18 protein-coding genes are annotated in these 16,881 nt (G+C 61.0%); 12 read left to right on the top strand and 6 right to left on the bottom strand.

Translation table 11 applies throughout. The features are described 5' to 3' along the window. Positions 1-11 precede the first annotated feature (11 nt). From AC061P_RS00735 to AC061P_RS00695, 9 genes are all read left to right on the top strand, one after another. Positions 12-968: an ABC transporter permease gene (locus AC061P_RS00735; protein ID WP_449648008.1), complete on the top strand. Its 957-nt coding sequence runs from the start codon at positions 12-14 to the stop codon at positions 966-968. Continuing rightward, entirely contained in the window at positions 968-1,810 is an 843-nt protein-coding gene (locus AC061P_RS00730; RefSeq protein ID WP_449648007.1) for an ABC transporter permease, read from the top strand. Before AC061P_RS00735 ends, AC061P_RS00730 begins: the two co-directional genes overlap by 1 nt. A gap of 50 nt (positions 1,811-1,860) precedes the next feature. Further along, positions 1,861-3,561, top strand: a complete 1,701-nt coding sequence (locus AC061P_RS00725) for an amidohydrolase (RefSeq protein WP_480391562.1) — start codon at positions 1,861-1,863, stop codon at positions 3,559-3,561. 37 nt (positions 3,562-3,598) lie between these two features. After that, positions 3,599-5,026 (top strand): NAD(P)/FAD-dependent oxidoreductase, encoded by a 1,428-nt coding sequence (locus tag AC061P_RS00720; protein WP_449648005.1) that lies wholly within the window; start codon positions 3,599-3,601, stop codon positions 5,024-5,026. Between the two features lie 79 nt (positions 5,027-5,105). Then, positions 5,106-5,726 carry a TetR/AcrR family transcriptional regulator gene (locus AC061P_RS00715; protein WP_480391561.1) on the top strand — a complete coding sequence of 207 codons (621 nt, stop codon included), beginning with the start codon at positions 5,106-5,108 and terminating at the stop codon, positions 5,724-5,726. Then, a complete protein-coding gene (locus tag AC061P_RS00710) occupies positions 5,726-6,343 on the top strand; it encodes a hypothetical protein (protein WP_449648003.1) in 618 nt (205 codons plus the stop codon). The genes AC061P_RS00715 and AC061P_RS00710 overlap by 1 nt, the downstream gene beginning before the upstream one ends. Next, positions 6,340-8,199, top strand: a complete 1,860-nt coding sequence (locus AC061P_RS00705; RefSeq protein ID WP_480391560.1) for a YhgE/Pip family protein — start codon at positions 6,340-6,342, stop codon at positions 8,197-8,199. Before AC061P_RS00710 ends, AC061P_RS00705 begins: the two co-directional genes overlap by 4 nt. Positions 8,200-8,204: 5 nt before the next feature. Next, positions 8,205-8,561, top strand: a complete 357-nt coding sequence (locus tag AC061P_RS00700) for a cupin domain-containing protein (protein ID WP_449648001.1) — start codon at positions 8,205-8,207, stop codon at positions 8,559-8,561. A gap of 70 nt (positions 8,562-8,631) precedes the next feature. Next, positions 8,632-8,994, top strand: coding sequence for a hypothetical protein (locus tag AC061P_RS00695; protein ID WP_449648000.1), 363 nt, complete (start codon positions 8,632-8,634; stop codon positions 8,992-8,994). 35 nt (positions 8,995-9,029) lie between these two features. Here the strand turns inward: AC061P_RS00695 and AC061P_RS00690 are convergent, their stop codons facing one another. The 6 genes from AC061P_RS00690 to AC061P_RS00665 form a co-directional block, all read right to left on the bottom strand. Then, positions 9,030-9,494, bottom strand: a complete 465-nt coding sequence (locus AC061P_RS00690; RefSeq protein ID WP_449647999.1) for a nitroreductase family deazaflavin-dependent oxidoreductase — start codon at positions 9,492-9,494, stop codon at positions 9,030-9,032. Continuing rightward, a complete protein-coding gene (locus tag AC061P_RS00685) occupies positions 9,491-10,699 on the bottom strand; it encodes an MFS transporter (protein WP_480391559.1) in 1,209 nt (402 codons plus the stop codon). The genes AC061P_RS00690 and AC061P_RS00685 overlap by 4 nt, the downstream gene beginning before the upstream one ends. A gap of 83 nt (positions 10,700-10,782) precedes the next feature. Continuing rightward, positions 10,783-11,292 (bottom strand): hypothetical protein, encoded by a 510-nt coding sequence (locus AC061P_RS00680; protein WP_480391558.1) that lies wholly within the window; start codon positions 11,290-11,292, stop codon positions 10,783-10,785. Positions 11,293-11,409: 117 nt separating this feature from the next. Then, on the bottom strand, positions 11,410-12,411 hold the full coding sequence (locus AC061P_RS00675; protein WP_449647996.1) for a 3-hydroxyacyl-CoA dehydrogenase: 1,002 nt from the start codon (positions 12,409-12,411) through the stop codon (positions 11,410-11,412). 56 nt (positions 12,412-12,467) lie between these two features. Continuing rightward, positions 12,468-13,247: an SDR family NAD(P)-dependent oxidoreductase gene (locus AC061P_RS00670; RefSeq protein ID WP_449647995.1), complete on the bottom strand. Its 780-nt coding sequence runs from the start codon at positions 13,245-13,247 to the stop codon at positions 12,468-12,470. Next, complete coding sequence (locus AC061P_RS00665) at positions 13,248-14,030, bottom strand: SDR family NAD(P)-dependent oxidoreductase (RefSeq protein ID WP_449647994.1); 783 nt, start codon at positions 14,028-14,030, stop codon at positions 13,248-13,250. Positions 14,031-14,342: 312 nt separating this feature from the next. Here AC061P_RS00665 and AC061P_RS00660 point away from each other — a divergent pair, with 312 nt between their 5' ends. Genes AC061P_RS00660 through AC061P_RS00650 form a run of 3 tightly spaced genes read left to right on the top strand, consistent with a single transcriptional unit; the run spans position 14,343 to position 16,878 of the window. Then, positions 14,343-15,308, top strand: coding sequence for a VOC family protein (locus AC061P_RS00660; protein WP_449647993.1), 966 nt, complete (start codon positions 14,343-14,345; stop codon positions 15,306-15,308). 17 nt (positions 15,309-15,325) lie between these two features. Then, positions 15,326-16,105: an amino acid ABC transporter ATP-binding protein gene (locus AC061P_RS00655; RefSeq protein ID WP_480391557.1), complete on the top strand. Its 780-nt coding sequence runs from the start codon at positions 15,326-15,328 to the stop codon at positions 16,103-16,105. Then, positions 16,105-16,878, top strand: coding sequence for an amino acid ABC transporter permease (locus AC061P_RS00650; RefSeq protein WP_480391556.1), 774 nt, complete (start codon positions 16,105-16,107; stop codon positions 16,876-16,878). Before AC061P_RS00655 ends, AC061P_RS00650 begins: the two co-directional genes overlap by 1 nt. The last annotated feature ends 3 nt before the right edge of the window (positions 16,879-16,881 follow it).

Genomic DNA, 16,881 nt, shown 5'->3' with positions numbered 1-16,881 from the left:
GAGAGTAAACAATGACCGTCACCGTTGAGGACCGCGCCGCCCCAGAACTTGGGGCACGCGCGCCTCACGCGCGCCCGCGCCGCCGATTGACATTGCCGGGGTTCGCCCTCGCAATTCCTGCGTGGGCGTGGCTGTTCGCCTTCTTCGTCGCGCCCGTCGCGCTTGTTGTGTGGTTCAGTTTCGGATACAAGCCCGGCATTTTTGGCACCCACGCTAATGATGTGCTCTCGCTAGATCGCTACGCTGAAGCGCTCTCCCCGACGTTCTTCGCTACTTTCCAAAACACGCTGTGGGTGGGAGTTGTTGGCACGCTTATCTGCTTGGCGATCGCCATCCCCTTCTCCTATTGGCTCGCCTTCAAGGCCCCGGTGGCTCGCCGCGGAATCCTCTTAGCCATGGTGATGATTCCGTTCTGGACAAACTTTCTGGTGCGCACTATTGGCTGGCAAATCATCCTCGCCCCGAGCGGATTGCTCTCCAACGCCCTCCAGTCGATCGGCGTGCTCGATCAACCACTCGAAATCCTCTTCACTCGCACGGCAGTGCTGATCGGTGTGGTCTACAACTACATCCCATTGATGATCTTGCCGATGTTTGTAGCGTTTGATCGGGTGTCGTTGCCTATGCGTGAGGCGAGCAAAGACCTCGGCGCGGGGCGATGGTCCACCTTCCTCAATGTCACTCTGCCTCTGGCAAAGCCGGGCATTATCGTCGGCATCTTGCTCGTCTACATCCCGCTCATGGGCGACTACATCACCGCGACCGTGCTGGGTGGAGCCAAGGGAAATATGGCCGGCCAAATGGTCGCCAACCAGTTCCAGACCGCACAAAACTGGGCGTTGGGCTCGGCAATGGCAGTTGTGCTGGTGTTGACAATCCTCACGACCGTGCTCATCGCCGCGCTCCTTTCATGGTTGGCAACCTGGCCGCTCAGGAGTCGTAATCGTCTCGTGTTGGGAGACAAATAATGAACCGGCTATCGCTCACCGACATTTCTCTCAAGGTGTGGGCAGTCCTCGTTTTCGGGTTCCTGTTTGCCCCCATCGCCATCATCATCATCTATTCCTTCAACGAGGGCCGACTGCTCGTAGCGTGGAATGAGTTCGGGTTTGGCTCCTTCGCCACGATCGTCACGAAGCCCGCCATCACGGATGCCGTGATGGTGTCGATACAGACCGGCTTTATCGCGGCCCTGATTGCGACAGCCCTCGGCACCATGGCCGGAGTCGCGTTGGCGCGCCGGGCCGGCAAGTGGGCGCCAGCGTTCTTGCTTCTGCTCATCCTTGTCACGGTCACGCCCGAAATTGTGGATGCCGTCTCGCTCTTGCCGTGGATGGTTTTTCTCGGTCAGGATGTCGGCCTCAGCATCTTCGACAACGGCATTGTCAGACTCGTCGTCGGTCATTCCCTGTTCTCGACCGCAGTCGTGGCGTATATCGTGCGCTCGCGCCTGATCGGTATCGATGAAAGCTTGGAAGAGGCAGCAGCTGACCTGTATGCGCCTCCGTTCAGACGTTTCACGCAAATCACCCTTCCGTTGGTGATGCCTGCCGTGCTCGCTGGTGGGCTTCTCTCGTTCACGTTGAGTCTCGACAACACGATCGTGTCGGCGTTCGTGCAGGTTTCAGGCACCACCCCGTGGCCCGTTTATGTACTCAGCGCGGTGCGAAGCGGGTTGCGACCAGAAATCGCGGCCGTCTCCACGATCATGCTGCTTCTCACCCTGGCTGCGCTGGGGTTGGTGGCCTACGTCCTGCGTCGGGCCGGCGACTCCGCGACCGACATCGCTAAGACCGTTGGCGGCGGCTAGACCGTCACCGCTCTCCAAACACCAGACCGCTAAGGGAAGTGCACAAAAATATGTCATTCGCTGATCTTGTCTTGACTGGAGGTGCCGTCTTCACGGCGACCGGTGCTGAACCGAGCATGGGAAGTGTCGCCGTGTCGGCTGGCCGGATCGTGGCCGTCAGCACTGGTGCGGATGTTCCCGCAGGCGCTGACGACTCGCCGATTACCGAAGCTGACATCCAAGCTCTCATCGGTCCTGATACCGAGGTCGTTGCCCTTGCAGGCAAGCTGTTGAGCCCAGGCTTTCAGGATGCCCATGTGCACGCCGTCTGGGGAGGTCTCGACCTCATCCGCTGCGACCTCGCCTACGACTCCACTCGCGAGCAGTACCTCACCCGGATTCGCCACTACGCTGACGCTAACCCCGAGCTTGAGTGGGTTTTGGGTGGTGGCTGGAACATGGCGGCTTTCCCCGGAGGAACACCAACGGCATCCGATCTCGACACGGCGGTCGCAGACCGGCCAGCGTTCATCCCGAACCGCGATGGCCATGGCGCGTGGGTGAACTCGCGAGCGCTAGAACTGGCCGGCATCACGAGCGAAACCCCCGATCCTGCTGATGGCCGGATAGAGCGCGACGCCGACGGTCACCCCACCGGCACCCTCCACGAGGGGGCGATGTCGCTCGTGAACCAACTGCTGCCCGAGACCTCGCCCGAAGACTATTTGCGCGCCCTGTCGATCGGTCAAGAGTATTTGCACTCGCTCGGGATCACGGCTTGGCAGGACGCCATCCTGGGTGGCTACGGCGATTCTGGCGACGCCACTCCCGCCTACATGGAAGCAGCAGCAGCTGGCACGTTGACGGCTCGCGTCGTCGGAGCCCTGTGGTGGGATCGCAAGCGCGGCCCCGAGCAGATTCCCGAACTTGTTCTTCGGCGCAAGCACAATGCTGCCGGACGTTTCGCTGCGACCACCGTCAAGATCATGCAAGACGGAGTAGCCGAGAACTTCACCGCCGCGATGCTCGAGCCCTACCTTGATGGTTGCGGTCACCACACCGGCAATTCGGGCATCTCCTTTGTCGACGCCGCTCAACTGATCTCGAATGTCACCGAACTCGACGCTCTTGGGTTCCAGGTGCACTTTCACGCCATCGGAGACCGCGCCGTGCGGGAGTGCCTCGACGCAATCGAAGCCGCCCGAGCTATCAACGGTCCCAACGACAACCGTCACCACATTGCGCACCTTCAGGTCGTGCATCCGGATGACGTTCCCCGCTTCGCTCAGTTAGGAGTGACAGCCAACATGCAGTCCTACTGGGCTGCACTCGAGCCCCAAATGGTCGACCTAACCCTGCCGTTCTTGGGTGAACCGCGCAGCTCATGGCAGTACCCGTGGGGCGATCTGCACCGCGCCGGAACACATTTGGCGTCGGGCAGCGACTGGTCGGTGTCTAGTCCAGACCCAATGGCGGCCATCCATGTCGCCGTGAATCGCATTGCGGCGCCCGGCCACGAAGAAGGCGAGTACGAGGCGTTCTTGCCCGAGCAAAGCCTCGACCTGTTGACCGCGATGACCGCATACACCGCCGGTTCTGCCTTCACCAATCACCTCGATGAGACCGGCACTATCGAGGTGGGCAAGCTTGCCGACCTCGTGGTTCTTGACCGCAACCCTTTCGCGGGCCCCGTTGCCGAAATCGGCCTCACCCGCACCGAACAGACCTTCGTCGAAGGCGAGCGCGTTTACCTCGCGCCCGCACAATCATGAACCTCGCGACCAACCACGCGAGAAGGGAACGTGCCCCGTGGGCAAAGTAGTTTTTGAAAGAAACCCGCCAGCAGCATCCGTCATCAGCAATTCGCTCCATGGCTCGATACACAAGCCGTTCTGGATCGACGACGTCAAGGATGCCCCCGAGTTTGCTGCACTCCGTGGCGAGATCACGGCCGACCTCGCGATCGTTGGCGGTGGCTACCTCGGACTGTGGACCGCCGTGCTCGCTAAGCAGCGCAACCCCGACGCGAAAGTTGTGCTGCTCGAGGCCCGCGAACTGGGTTGGGCTGCCTCTGGCCGCAACGGCGGTTTCTGCGAAGCCAGCCTCACCCACGGTGAAGAGAACGGCCTGAGCCGTTGGCCGAACGAGTACGAACAGCTCGACCGCCTCGGCATGCAGAACCTCGATGAGATTGAGGCCAGCGTGACGTCACTGGGGCTCGATTGCGACTTTGAGCGCACCGGATCCCTCGACCTCGCTATTGAGCCGCACGAAATTGCGTGGCTGAAAGAGGCCAAGACTGACGAGAACACGGTCTTTCTTGACGAGGCTGCGGTTCGAGCAGAAGTGAACTCCCCCACCTACCTTGCCGCGGTGTGGAACAAACGCATCAACGCGCTCGTGCACCCCGCGAAACTTGTTCGTGAACTGGCGCGGGTCGCGAGCGAACTCGGGGTCGAGATCTTTGAGAACTCGCCAGTGCGTGAGGTCGAGACATCCGGTGGCCCAACGGATGCTGCAGCAGTGCACACCCGAAAGGGTATGGTGCGTGCCGCCAGGGTTGCACTCGCGACGAATGCTTTTCCGTCGTTGCTCAAGCGTGCGCGCCTGCAGACGGTTCCCGTGTATGACTATGTGCTGATGACGGAACCCTTGAGCCCCGCGCAACTCGCTTCTATCGGGTGGTCGAATCGTCAGGGTCTTGCCGATATGGCGAATCAGTTCCACTACTACCGGCTGAGTGCTGACAACCGTATTCTCTTCGGGGGATATGACGCGGTTTATCATTACGGTCGCAAGGTTCGTGACAAGTATGAGCACCGTCCGGAAAGTTTTGAGCGGCTCGCGAGTCATTTCTTTACGACGTTTCCGCAGTTGGAGGGTCTCACGTTCACCCACCGTTGGGCTGGGGCTATTGATGCCTCAACGCAGTTCAGTGCGTTCTTTGGAACCGCGCGTGCTGGTCGGGTCGCTTACTCGGCTGGCTTCACCGGGCTCGGTGTTGGGGCGACTCGTTTTGCTGCTCAGGTGATGCTCGACAAGCTCGATGGGCTGACGACGGAGCGCACCGAGTTGGAGATGGTGAAGAAGATGCCGTTGCCGTTCCCGCCTGAGCCGATTGCCTCGCTGGGAATCAATGCGACGCGGTGGTCGCTGAACCGGGCCGACCACAATCAGGGTCGCCGCAATGCCATTCTCAAGACGTTGGATGCTCTCGGGCTCGGTTTCGACTCGTAAGCGTTGCTCGGCAGAGCGCTGACCTGACAGTAGCCGGTAATAACTTGCACATCATTGTGCAAGTTATTACAGTGAGGGAATGACCACCCCCGCCACTCGACGTCCCCGCCAGGATGCTGTCGACAACCGCGCCGGCATCCTGAGCGCCGCCACTGCAGCGATCGCCCACGACCCGCAAGCCTCGATCGACACCATCGCGCGCGAAGCCGGCCTCTCTCGGCGCGCACTCTATGGGCACTTCACTGACCGCAACGCTCTCGTCACCGAAGTCATCGCGGCAGGCGCCCAACGGTTCAACGCGATCGCACTGCGGGTTGACGACACTGACCCTCAAGTGGCTCTGGCTCGACTCGCCTCGCTTCTCTGGGGTGAGGCCGCCCACATGCAGGTCGTGGCTGCCACCGCCCTCGATGAAACCCATGTTTCTGCCACGGCAGAAGCTCTTGCACCCTTGCGGCGCACCGTGGTTGAGATCCTGCAGCGCGGCCAAGATGCCGAAACTCTCCGCACCGACATGGATGTCACCACACTTTCGCGACTTGTTGAGGAGGCGGCCCGCGCCGCGATCACTCGCGTCGATGCTGCGTTGCCCGAAGCACGCTCCCTCGCCGTGCGCACCACCCTCAGCGTGGCTGGGCTCTCCTGGCGCGAAAGCGTCGCACTGCTCGAAGAGCACCCGTCGATTCTCGGCTCCGAGTAATGCGCGTCGAACTGACCACCGTCACTAAAGGGCGCAACAACGAAGCCCTGCCCGCGACATCCGCTACGTTCTCCACCGGCAATGTGACCCTCGCTGTTGCCGAAACAGAACAACGCCCAACCGTGCTTGGCCTGATTGCTTCCGGTCGCATGCGGCCAGACTCGGGAACCGTGACCATCGACGGCGCTTCGGATGCCCGTGCGCTACGTCGCCGGGTTGCTCTCGTTGATGCCCCCGGCGTTTCTGACCCAGATGCTGGCGTTCCCCTAGCTGGTGTTGTTGCCGAAGAACTCATGTTCGCTGGCCGTCGCGCCGACCCACTATCTACCCGACGCTGGTTAGAAGAACTGGGCTATCGCACGCTTGCCACCACGCCGATCGCAGATATTGAGCCCTCCACGCGACTGCGGGTGCTGTGCGAACTGGCCACTCTTCGCCCCGGTGTCGAGGCACTCGTCGTGACCGCCCCCGACCGCCATGGTGGTCCGCCCCTGGAATGGTGGAACCTCCTCGACGAGTTCGCCACTCGTGGCTTCGCGATTCTTGCCGTCGCTGGTCGCGCCTCGGAGTGGGCCATTACCCAGAGCGGCACCACCACAGGAGTACATCCCGCATGAAGGTTTTCTCCATGGTCGTCGCTGAACTGCGACGACTCACTTCTTCGCGCATGGCCATGCTGGCGCTACTCGCGCTCATGCTTGTGCCCGTGCTCTATGGCGGCGTCTACCTGTGGGCAAACCAAGACCCCTACGGCAGCTTCGCTGAAGTGCCCGTCGGGCTCGTGGTCGCCGACGATGGTGTCCCCGCCGACGGTGACACCGAGGCAGTGAACTACGGTGAGCGCGTTGCCGACGACCTGCTCGCAGGAAACGACTTTGAGTGGCATGTCTTCACGGCATCCGCGGCGTCTGCGGCTCTTGCTGACGGAACCGTCGACTTCACGGTGACACTCCCCAGCGACTTCTCGGATGCTCTGACCTCCATCGCGGGCACGAATCCGCATCAGGCCGAGATCGCTCTTGAGACCAATGACGCTAACAACTATTTGGCGTCGACCATCGGCAAGCAGGCTGTTGAGCAGATCCGGCGCTCAGTAGCGGAACTCGTTGGTCAAGAAGCGGCAAACACTTTGTTGACCGCAATCTCTGACATCCGCACCGAGCTTTCTGATGCCACCGACGGCGCAACGCTGCTCGTCAACGGGTCGAATGATGCTGTGACGGGTGCCCACAAGTTGTCGGATGGCGTGGGAACGTTAGCGACAGGACTGTCCACGCTCAGCACCGCAAGTGGCAGTCTCGCCAACGGTGCCGACCAGATCTCCGCCGGGGCAGCTCAGGTCGCCGCCGGCAATCGTGAGCTTGCCGGGTACGCGGACCGCGCGGGCACAGCAGCCCAAACCATTGCGGATGCGCTTCCTTCCGCTCGCGCCGACCTCATCACCGCGCTCACCGATCAGGGTCTTGATGCTGCTGAGATCGACACCGTGCTTGCCTCCCTTGACCCGTTGAGCGCGCGCATCACTGAAGGAAATGGCACCGTGCAGTCTGCGGTGTCGAAGGTTAATGAGCTTTCGGCGGGCGCCACGTCGCTCGCGAGCGGAGCCGCCGACCTCGCCTCGGGCGCAACCCAACTCGCTGCCGGGGTGAGCTCGGCACAGTCCGGTGCTTCAACCCTCAGCGCTGGCGTTGGTGCGCTAGAAAGCGGACTGGGAACTCTCGCCGATGGCACGACTCAGCTTCGTGACGGGCTTGAGAATGGTGTTGAAGCGATCCCCGCCTCGACTACCCACTTGCGCGAACAGCAATCAGCGGCGATTGCCGATCCGGTTGATGTCGAAACGAGCGCAGTCACGGCAGCGGGCAACTATGGCGCAGGCCTCGCGCCCTTCTTCACAGCGCTAGCCGGATGGATTGGAATCTACGCGCTCTTCCTCATCGTCAAACCCATCTCAAAGCGTGCCGTAACGGCCCTCCGGTCACCGTTACGCGTCACACTCGCGGGCTGGCTCACCCCAGCAGTGCTCGGTGCGCTCCAAATGGTTGCGCTCTTCGGCGTGCTCGCTGCTGCGCTCGGCTTCAGCTTCACGCATCCGCTCGGCACTCTCGGGGTCATGGTGGCGGCAAGCTTCACCTATGCCGCAATCATTCTTGCTCTCAACATTTGGTTCGGCTCGGTCGGCCAATTCTTGGGGCTCGTTCTCATGGTGCTGCAACTCGTCACCGCCGGCGGCACCTTTCCGTGGCAAACCCTGCCAGCCCCGCTCGCCGCGCTCCACCATGTTCTGCCCATGGGCTACGTCGTGGATGCGATGCGCCAACTCATGTACGGCGGCGACCTAGCCCGAGTCGGCACCGACGCTCTCGTACTCGGCGCCTGGCTCAGTGGCGCACTCATCCTGGCCGCCATCGGAGTGACCCGAATGACCCACCGCCGCACCCTGCGCGATCTGCAGCCCAGTCTCATAGGCTGAACCCCATGACCGAACCCGCCCCGCTTCTCACTCCCGGCACTCCCCTTGCGGCGAGCGCCGTCCCCGTCGCACACGAAACACTGGAGCCGGGCGACGTCGTGGCAGGCAGTCCCACCGCGGGGTACGCCGTACTCGATACCCTCGGCGACACCGAGATCGGCGTCTGGGAAATGAGCGTTGGCACCGCAACAGACACCGAGGTCGATGAGGTCTTTGTGGTCATTAGCGGGCGCGCCAGCATCCACTTCGCTGCGGATGATCGCACGATCGCTGTTGGCCCCGGTGACGTTGTGCGGCTCACCGACGGCATGAAGACCACGTGGACGGTCACCGAAGCGCTGCGCAAGATTTACCTCAGCTAGGGGTCTCCATTGGCGCGCAGATTCGGGCCAACAAGTACGGGCGCCCGCCCAGTTCGCGTACCGTAGGAACATGATCACACGACGGGAAGCTGCACTGCGCCTCGACATCCCTCTCGAGATGGCTCGACGGCATGACCTCCCGAATCGGATGTCGGATGCCGAGTTCGAAGAACTCGAAACCAACCCCCCAGCCTGGTTGGTTCAGTCGCGCGCCAACCGCACCGGCAAGCGCCCCGTGTGGATGCAGCTGACGTGTACGGTCTGCGGCTTCACGGAAGCAGCCCGCCCGAAGAAGTGGTGGCCAGCCTTCACGTATTTGACGTGCGATTGGCATGATGCGGATGAGCTTCCCGCTCCCGCTGAAGGGGTGTTCCGCTCGGAGATCGACGGCATTGGCAGTCGCTTCGTGGGCATCGTCGACGAAAAGGTTTAGACCCAACGAATACTTCCGGGTTTGTTCGGCCCGGCTTAAGGGTGGAGCGTGATGCGAACGAGGGGGATTTCGAAGTCAGGGTTTCCGTCGTGGAGCGAAGTCATGAGTGCGGTGAGTTCTTTCCATGTCCTCGGATGCCGCACTTGGTAGGCCGCAAGATAGGCTTGGGCGTCGGCTGGCCCGAGCACCTCTGCGCTAGCGGGGATTCGGCGGCGCAACCCGATGCTGACGTGGCATTTCGGTTCGGCCACCAGATTGCGAACCCACTGGGCGCGTCGACCGAGGGCTGACGCAATCACCACTTCGTTCGGGCTCGGGCTCGTCACTACTTCTAAGACGACGTAGCGGGATTCGCCGGAGTTGCGGCCGGTGTGCTCAAGCATCATCAGGCGTCTGCCAAAAAGGAAGCCGAACCCGGCGCGGTACAGTCCGATCGGCGCACGCATCAGTCGACGACTCCGAAAGGCTCGAGCGATGAGGGAGCGAGTTCTAGTGCTCATAGCTCTGCTTTCAGGGGAACGCTGTCGCGCAACGGCCGCGCGGCCCCAGCCAGCACGAGAGCAATCAGGATGGGAATTCCGATTGCCAGCAACGCGAATCTGATTCCGACGATGTCGCCGAGGAAGCCCAGCAGTGGTGGTCCGGCAAGGAACGCGACGTACCCGAGGGTGGAGACCACTGATACGCGGGCGGCGGCATGCTTGGGGTCATCGGCTGCCGCCGACATCCCCATCGGAAATGTGAGCGCGGCGCCGATGCCCCACAGGGCGACGCCGACCATGGCTAGCCCGATGTTTGGCGCAAGCACGAAGAGCGTGAGGCCGATTGCTGCGGCCGCCATACTGGCGCGCAGCACGGGAACGCGACCGTAGGCGTCGATCGCTTTGCCTCCGAAGAATCGCATCAGGGTCATGGCGAGCACGAAGGTCGCGAACATGAGGGCGCCGTTGGATTCTGTGACGTCGAGTCCATCGACTGCTGCTTTGGCAATCCAGTCGTTTCCTGCGCCCTCCGTGAGGGTTGCACCAAGGACAACAACACCGATCAGTAGGGTGCGGCGGTCGGTCCAGGCAGTGCGCACCTTCGGCGGGGCAGGTTCTCCTGCGGGCTGCGTCACTTCAGGGATGCGCGCCAGAAAGTACTTCGGGATAACAAAAGTCGTCACGGCTACCACCACAACGATCGCGAGAAGATGCGCGGGCAATCCGACCCCCAGAGTCGACAGCCCGGCACCGAGGAGCGCGCCCAGAAAGGCACCACCGCTGAAAGCGGCATGGAGTTGCGGCATGATGGTGCGGCCGATTTTGTGCTCGACGTCGGCACCCTCAATGTTCTGAGCGACATCCCAGAGTCCGATTCCGATGCCAAAGAAGAACAAAGAGATTGCGGTTCCGACCGTGGTTGCCGCTGAGAGCGACAAGGCGATACCGACTCCGGCGAGCGCGGCGATCAGTCCCGCAACGCGCACGGTATTTGCGGTGCCAATTCTGCCTGTCACATAACCGGCTGTGGGCAAGGCGATCAGCGAACCAACGGCGACACAGAGCAGGAGAGCACCCATCTGGCCGGGTGTGAGATTGAGGGTGTCGGTGACGGCAGGGATGCGGGCCGCCCAACTCGCAAACACAAACCCATTGATACCGAAGACAAGGAAGGTCGCGATCGCGGCAGCGCGGAGGCGGGCCGGCGTGGCAGTGGCGGTCATGGGATCAATACTCCCAGTGAAAAGCAGAAGCCGGTGCCTACCCTGAAAATCGCCAGTGTGCTGAGGGGGGAACGGCATCCGTCCTATTGCGTAGTGATCGGGGTGGTGATGAGGTCAACGGCACCGAAGGGGAACGGGAAATAGAACGTGCCGCTGCCGTTCCAGTCAGTAATCGGAATCATCCAGAACCAAATCTGGCTGATGAGCAACGAAACGACGGCCAGAACCATGATCCCAAGTTCCGCGCGGTCGAGATATTGCAGAGCAGATTCTTCGTCGTTTGCTCGTCGGAGCACAAAATTCAGAGTAACGATGATGATCGCAAAAATTGCCAAATAGATGAGGCCGCCGGGGTGAAGCGTGAGATTCACACAGCTGGGTGCTACTTCAGTGAAGTTGCCGTCGCTGCCTACAAGAGAACCACCAGTAGCGACATCAACCGGGCAGTAACCTCGGTTGGCCGTAGTGAAAATCGAATAGACCATGAGGGTGAAGCCAGCGGTCAGAATGAGTTTCCGGATGCGCGCCACGATCAGTCGCCCAGTCAACATGTTCGGGGCATCCAATAGTTCAGTTTTCAGCGCCTGCGACACGGGGTTCCCCTAACGACGAGTGATGGGTTGCCTTAGAGTAAGGCAAAACCGAGGAAATGTCGATCGGCTAACTCGGCTCGCAGGCACTGAGTTCGCGGCGGCCCTGTTTGGTTTTAGCTAGACCGCTCGGCGCGGCTTGAGCGGGTTCTCGAAGCCGCGAAGTAGCGAGGCCACTTGGATCATCGCGTGGTCACGCTCTCGAACATTCTCTTCCCATCGCGGATGCGGGAGGTGGTTCTCAATCGCATTGGCGACGATGTCGATCGTTTCGCGGGTCCAAGGGTTGTCCTTGCCCCGTTCCAGGCCGAAGCGCGCATAGACCGAGCCCAGAATCTCCGAATGCTGGCGAAGCCCGCCGCGGGTGTTCAATTCGCTCGTCGTAAAGGGCCCGATGACCGACCAGCGTCTTCCCAGCCCTTCCCGCACGAGAGTGTCTACGTCAACAGCGGAAACTACGCCATCCCGCACCAAGCAGTAGGCCTCCCGGAGCAAGGCTCCTTGTAGACGGTTAAGGGCGAAGCCTTCGATTTCGGTGTTCAGAAGGACGGGCGAAATGTCTACCCTTGTCAGCAATGCAGCCGCGATCGCGACAGTGCGCGATGCGGTGAATTCTGCGGGAACCACTTCGGCGACGCGAAGGAAATAGGGCGGGTTGGCAGGATGAACAACCAGGCAGCGTGCTCGACCCTCGAGGTGGCGCGCAAACTGAGAAGAGGGTATTGCTGAGGTCGAGCTCGCAAGAACTACGTCTGGCGAGGTCAGCTCATCGAGCTGTCCGAACAGAACACGTTTAACGTCAACGTCTTCTACGATGCACTCCTGCACATATCCGACGCCATCGACTGCATCCGCCAGCTCTTTCCACACAGTCATCCGCGCGAGGATGCCAGACGTCGGCTCAGAGAATAGGCCCGCCTCTCGCATCTCCAGCAGCAGAGATTCAGCGGCGGTGAGTGCCGACGCTCGCCGAACTTCATCAAGCTCGAAAATGCGAACGTTAATGCCTGCGCACGCGAAGACGATGGACCACGCAATACCGATGCTGCCGGCACCGATGATCGCGACCGAATGGATATCGACATCCGCAGTAGCTTCATCGGGATTCGAAATGAGTGTCATGTGGTTGACCTAACTGAAAAGTTGGAGGGCGCAAGGCGGGAAAGTCATGGAGGGCTCTAACGGATGTACGACGCCCCATTGAGGTCAATAGTCGACCCGGTGAGGCTCGGGCAACGGTCAGTAGCTAAGAATGCGGCGAGTTCAGCGACCTCGCGAGGGTCAACATGGTGTCCCATCGCAAGCCCCTCCGCGGCGGCCTGAATTTCGGCGGGCTGGAGGCCTGAGGTGCCCATCCCGCCGCCGACAACGCCGGGAGCAATGATGTACACCCGCACCCCGTCCCGAGCATAGGATCGGGCGAGAGTCTGAGCGAAGTTGCGCAGTGCTGCCTTCGACGCCGCGTAGGCGTTAGCGTCTGGAATCCGAGAACCTTGCTCGGCCGCCCAACTGGAAATCGCCACAATACTTCCGTAGCCGCGCTCCGCGAAGGAGAGTGCCGCTTCGCGCATCAAGGTCGCGGCACCGAGCACGTTCACTTGGAGGAGGTTTTCCCAACTGCGGTCCCATGCCTCGTCATCGCGGCCGGCGAGAGGGGCGGACGCCATGGTCGCGGCATTGACCACGAGAGTGTCGATCGCATTCCACTCTTCTGCCCGCTGCCATAAACCCCGTGCGGATTCGGGCGAGTCGATATCTGTCTGCAGCAGAGTCGAGTGATCAGGCCGTGCAGCGGCGAGAGCGGCTCGTGCAGACGTTTCACGACTGCGGTACGTCCCGGCCACTCGAGCGCCACGGTTGATGAATGTGGAGGCGATATGAGATCCGATCGCTCCCGAAACACCCGTAATGAGTGCGGTGCGGTCAGACAGGTCCAGAGTGTTTGCAAGATCAGGCATCTAGAGCAACCCTCCATCAACGGGAAGAAGGTGCCCCGTAATTGCGGCCGAACTCGGTGAGGAAAGAAAGGCAACAGCGTTCGCGACATCGTGAGCGCTGGCAAGCGCCCCCAGCACCGTGAGTTGTTCTGCAGCACGCACGGCTTCGGCTGGCTCCATCCCCGTGCTGGCGCTGCGCTCCTTCATCCGGCCGAGCAGTGCAGCGGTCGCAACGGGCCCTGGCGCGACCGCGTTGACACGGATGCCGCGAGGCCCCAGCGACTGAGCCGCTGAACGGACCACCCCGAGCACGGCGTGCTTGCTTGCCGCGTAGGCCATGACATTGGGGTCCCCTCGCCAGGAATTCAGAGACCCAATCGCGACGATCGTCGAGTTCCGAGGCATGTCTCTCGCCGCGTACTTCATGACCGAAACAAAGCCGGTGACGTTCACGGCGATCGTTTTATCAAGCACGTCGAGATCGATATCGGTCGGGTTGTGCCAGGCGGGAACAATTCCGGCTGCCGCAACAAGTCCATTAAAGGCACCATGCTCTGCAACGTCGCTTTCGATTGCGTGACGTACGGCTGCTTCGTCGGTGACATCGACAGCGACTGACGGCCACGGAGCAGGCACGCTGGCGCTCGCGCCGAGATCGAGAATGAGGCCGGAGGCGCCGGCTGCAGCCAAACGGTTAACAATCGCGAGACCGAGGCCTTGCGCTCCACCGGATACAAGAAAGCGGCGCGATGCGAACTCCGTTGACGCGGAGTTCGACTGGGGTGCGGGTGCTGTTTCGTCCATTTCCCCTCCAGTGTTTCGTCGGCTGATGAGTGTGCTTCGGCGGTCTGTTGCGCAAACCTCGTTCGATCGTGACGGCGACGCTACGACCGCTGAAATCTCTGGTTTCCCGCAAAATCGGGGGTTCGCTGTTCAAAACAGTACGATATGCGAACCTTTGAACGCAATACGAACTTTTGTGTTCGTATTGCGTTCAAACGTTCGGTGTGCAAACATTTCTGCACGGGCGACGAAGTAGTCATCCCGTGCCGTGACCCGCACCGCTAGCCCTATCGGCATCCCAGTAGCCACAATTTCGAGCACCGGAGGATTCGGATGACCAGTCATTCCACGTACGGTTTCGGCTCCCTGGTCGGACTCGACCACATCGGAGTCGGCGTCTCAGACATGCAGGCGTCGCTCAACTTTTACGGCCAGCTCGGCTTCTCAGACATCGTCTTCGACTACACGGGCCCTCTTGGCGGCCTTGAGCAGGCAACAGGGCACGCCTCCACAGAAGCTCGCGTCGTGTACCTCCGCAGCATTAACCCCACCGTCCTTGGCCGGTCCGGCGTAAAACTCGTTCAGCTGACGAACCGTCACGCCGCCCCAGTTCCCGAAGGCTTCGCATACGGCGAGCCCGGAATCTGCGAAGTGTGCCTGCATGTGAAAGGCCAATCCGAGTTCTATGATTCGCTCGTCGCCGCCGGCCACACCAGCCTGATGGCTCCCGACGATCAGGTCTTAGAGCCCTACCAAACACACTGCGGCCTCTCCTATGTGTCCGACCCCGATGGGGCGAAGATCGAGCTCATCGAATGGTCGAGCCTCGAATCAGGATGGCCACATCCCGCAGGCCCTCAAGGCGTGAATCACGTGGCCTTCGGAGTTCACGACATCGACCGCACGGAAGCGTTCTACCGAGACCTAGGCTTCACCGGCAAACTCTTCGACGCCAGCGGAGTAAACGAGCCCATGAACCCCTGGTTCGAATCCGTCGGCCGTGTGCCTCCGGTACAGCGGATGATGCTGCTCACGAGTCCTCACGGCGGCGCGCTTGAGCCGGTAGAACAGGATCCTCCCGGAGCCGACATGCGTGGCGAGTGGGGGCACCTCGGTACTTTCGAGTTCGCAATCGGCGCTCGCAACCTCGACCTTGCACTGGCCTACCTTGCCTCGATCAATGTTCCTCTCGTGGGTGAACCGGTTGAGATCGCTATGCCAGACGGTCAAGTGTGGCGTTATGCCTACTTCCAAGACCCCGCAGGTCTGTACGTCTCCATTACCGAAGTTCGAGCCTGACAAACGATATCGAGAATATGACCATTGCTACTAGCGCCACCGCGCGAACCCCCATCGTTCAGATTCGTGGGCTCCACAAGTCCTTCGGGCAAACAGAGGTGCTGCACGGGATCGATCTCGACATCCATAGGGGTGAACACGTCGTACTCTTCGGACCCTCCGGATCGGGAAAGTCCACAGTGCTTCGCAGCATCAACCTTCTTGAAGATCCCACAAAAGGCTCGCTCAAGGTCGACGATGTCGAGTACGGGCCAGGGCACCCAGGCGAGACAAACGTCAAGCGCGGGACCAAACTGCAGCTGCGCCGCAAAGTCGGCATGGTTTTTCAACAATTCAATCTGTTCCCCCACCTTTGCGCCCTCGACAATGTGGCTCTCCCGCAACGCAAAGCGCAAGGGAAGAGTAAGGGTGATGCTCGCGAGCACGCCGCGGAAGCGCTGCGCAAGGTCGGCCTACTCGAACGGGCCGGGCACTACCCGTCTGAACTTTCCGGAGGCCAACAGCAACGAGTCGCGATTGCTCGCGCCCTCGCTCTCGACCCAGACGTCATCCTGTTTGACGAACCGACATCAGCCCTCGACCCGGAACTCGTCGGAGAAGTACTGAAGAGCATGCGTGAAGTTGCGGAGACGGGAATGACCATTGTCGTCGTCACCCACGAATTCGGCTTCGCCCGAGAAATTGGCGATTTGAACGTTTTCATGGAAGACGGACGAATTGTTGAGTCGGGACCCCGCGGGTTCTACGACAACTGCACCACAGATCGTGCCAAAGAATTCTTGAAAGCGGTGAAGTAATGAGCCTGTTGGACTTCGACTGGAGTTTGATCTGGGATAACCGTGAGGCCCTGATCAACGGAATGTGGACGGCACTGTCTGTCTCCACCGTCGCGCTCGTGATCTCGACGGTTGTCGGATTGCTCTTGGCGGTACTGCGCAACGGCCCCAAGGCCGTCAGCTGGATCGCCGTCGTGTACATCAACGTCTTCCGTGGTGTGCCCGCGCTCGTGAGTGTCATCTGGGTCTACTTCGGTCTCTCCCTAGTGCTCGACATCAGCTTTAGCGTGTTCCAAGCCGGTGTCATCGCGCTGTCGATGCTCTATAGCGCCTTCTTGGCAGAGATCTTCCGTTCCGCGCTCGCCGCTGTTCCTCACGGACACACCGAGGCTGGCTGGGCGCTCGGGATGCGCTCGAGCCAGATCTTCTTCTCGGTGACGCTCCCGCAGGCCATCAAGATTGCGCTCCCGAACATCGGAAGCATGTACATCGGAATGGTCAAAGACACCTCGACCTTCACTGTCATCGGGCTACTCGAAGTTGTTCGAGTAACTCAAAACCTTGTTGCGACCACATTCCAACCGTTTGTCCTCTACACCGCAGCAGCAATCATTTACGTGATTGCCGCTTTCGCCATCGACCTGATTTTCCGGCTCATCGAAGGCGTCTATGTTCGGCCCCCAAAGGCCGTGCTTGGCCGCGCCATCCGTGCTCGCCAGCGTCGAACGATCGAAAAAATCGTCGCCAGCACCAAAGCCAACTCCCTCGCGACCGCGCAGTTGTTCGTGAAGTAACAC

The sequence above is a fragment of the Rhodoglobus sp. G.S.4 genome (assembly GCF_056619605.1).
Note: the sequence above shows the minus strand (reverse complement) of the source record. Positions and strands in the feature narration are given on the sequence as shown.